At 72.4% G+C, this 2490-nt stretch carries 2 protein-coding genes and 1 pseudogene; all 3 read right to left on the reverse strand.

Annotation, left to right across the window (positions count from 1 at the left end; genetic code table 11):
• Positions 1-537, reverse strand: a pseudogene (locus WA805_RS30195) (hypothetical protein); the annotation flags it as partial.
• Between the two features lie 45 nt (positions 538-582).
• On the reverse strand, positions 583-1989 hold the full coding sequence (tcuA, locus tag WA805_RS30200) for an FAD-dependent tricarballylate dehydrogenase TcuA (RefSeq protein ID WP_425244025.1): 1407 nt from the start codon (positions 1987-1989) through the stop codon (positions 583-585).
• 10 nt (positions 1990-1999) lie between these two features.
• The coding region (locus WA805_RS30205) for a thiamine pyrophosphate-dependent enzyme (RefSeq protein WP_425244026.1) at positions 2000-2490 on the reverse strand (491 nt) is incomplete at its 5' end.

Below are 2490 nucleotides of genomic sequence, written 5' to 3' on the forward strand. Positions count from 1 at the left end.
CCCCAGCGCAGCGGGGCTGGCCAGGCCGCCCCAGCCTCGCCCGTCCGTGGCCCGCCAGTAGCGCGCGGCAGACCATGCCATCACGATGACGCTCCAGGCGGCGGGCAGCCCGAACGCGACCAGCAGCGCGGGGTAGGCGATGACCCGGTACGGAGATCCGGCGGGCGCGCCGGCCCCTCCCACGATCACGCCAAGCACCGCGAGGAGCATGATCGCCGCCAGCGCCGCGGCGAGCATCGCGCCGCGGCGGCCAGCTGGCCACGCGAGGCGGGGCAGGTATTCGTCGTAGGTGTGGTGGCGGACGGCCGACAGGGCGGCGGGCAGGTTGAGGGCGAACTCGTGCGGCGGCGCGTACATGCAGGCCGTGTAGCAGTCGCGGCAGTCGTGGCACAGGTCGGCGAGGTGCGTGATGTCGCCGGCCGTCAGGTCTACCTGCCGTTCGAGGGCGGGGAACACCGCGCAGTACCCCTCGCAGTAGCGGCACGCGTTGCAGATCGTCAGCTGGCGGTCCGCCTCAGCGAACGGCCCGTCGCTCATGCCGTCATCGTTCATGGCGAGACAGCGTTCATGGCGAGCCAGCGTTCATGGCGAGACAGCCTCTCGCGCGGCGGCCGCCCCGGCGGTCCGGCCCCAGACGGTCCCGATCGTCAGGCCGAAACCGCCCAGATAGCCCGACGACAGGATGTTTCCCGACATGATCTCCCCGGCGGCGAAGACGTTGCGGAAGACGCCGCCCTCCACCCTCCGCACCCGCGCGTCCGTGGTGACCCGCACTCCTAGGAACGTGAACGTGATGCCCGGCCGCATGGCGATGCCGTAGAACGGCGGCGTGTCGATGGGCTGCGCCCAGTTGCTCTTCGGCGGCGTCAGGCCGTCCGTCCGGCAGCCGTCGAGCCGGGACGGGTCGAAGCTGCCCGCGACGACCGACTCGTTGTACTTCGCCACCGTGGTGGCGATCGCGTCCGGATCGAGGCCAAGCTCGGCCGCCACCCCGGCCACGCTGTCGGCCTTCGCCGGGCCGTACATCGGCGGCAGGAACAGGCGGTTCACCTTCGCGTCCCAGATCGAGTAGGCGATCTGGCCGGGCTGCCCGGCGATGTTCCGCCCCCAGATCGCGTACCGCTTGGGCCACAGTTCCTCGCCCTCGTCATAGAAGCGCTCACCGCGGGAGTTGACCACGATGGAGAACGGGATGCAGTCAAGCCGGGTGGCGATGCCCCCGTCGAAGCGCGGCGACCGCGCGTCGATGGCGACCGCATGGAAACCCCGCTCCTGGCCTGCCTGGGCGGCGCCGAGCGCGTACAGCGCGGCGAGCATCCGGCCGTCGTTGGTCGCCGGGCCGCGGATGAGGAAGTTGTCGGCCGCCGATCCCCAGTACCGGCGCAGCCAGTCGATGTTGGCCTCGAAGCCGCCGCTGGCGCACACGACCGCGCGCGCGGCGATCCGCTCCGGATTCCCAGCGTCCCTGCCCGAGACCAGCACGGCCGAGCACCGGTTCCCGGTGAACTCGAGCCCCTCGGCGGTGCGGTCGTACCAGACCGTGACGCCAGCGGCGGCGGCCGTCCGATGGTAGCTGTTCACCAGCGCCTTGCCGCCGCCGAGGAAGAACCGGTTGGTCCGCCCCAGGTGCAGGGTTCCGGTCAGCGGCGGCTGCCAGCGGATCCCGTGCGCGGTCATCCAGCCAGGCACCGACGCGGACTCCCGCACGGTGAACGAGGCCAGTTCCTCGTCGGCCGGGCCGTCGCCCACCGCGCACAGGTCACGCCACAGCTCGTCGTAGGGGTACGCGCCCGGCGTGTACTGGTCGCCTGAGTCGTGCACGCAGCGCACGTTCCTGGTGTGCCGGGTGTTGCCGCCGCGCATCACGGCCGGCGCCCGTTCGAGCAGCAGCACCCGGGACGCCTTTTCCCGCGCGGTGATCGCCGCCACCAGCCCGGCGTTGCCGCCGCCGATCACGACGACATCCCAGGGCGCCTCAGGAGTACTCACGGGTCAGTGCTCACGGGTCTGGCCAGCCGAAGCCGGGCTCGGGATACGAGAGCGGCGGCAGGTCCCAGGTGGCCACGGCCGGCTGCGGGACCTCCGCGTCGACAGGCACGTCGATGACCGTCGGATGGCCGGAATCCAGCGCGGTCTTCAGCGCCGCGCCGAGGTCCGCGGCCGTCGAGGCGCGCATGCCGTCCGCGCCCATGGCCCGGGCCATGGCCGCGAAGTCGCAGCGGTACGGCGCGCCGGACGCCACGTGGCGGAACGACGTGGCGAGCTCCTGCCCGAAGTAGCCGCGCTGCTGGTCCCTGATCGAGATGAACCCCCCGTTGTTCCACACCAGCCAGATGGCAGGCAGCCCGTACTGTACCGCCGTGGCGACCGCGCTGGGCAGCATCAGGAACCCGCCGTCGCCGACCACCGCCGCGACCGCGCGGGACGGTGCCGCGAGCCGCGCGCCGAGCAGCCCGGCGACGCCGAAGCCCATCGCCGCGAATCCCCAGC

The organism is Trebonia sp. (assembly GCF_049794275.1).
Lineage (GTDB): Bacteria > Actinomycetota > Actinomycetes > Streptosporangiales > Streptosporangiaceae > Trebonia.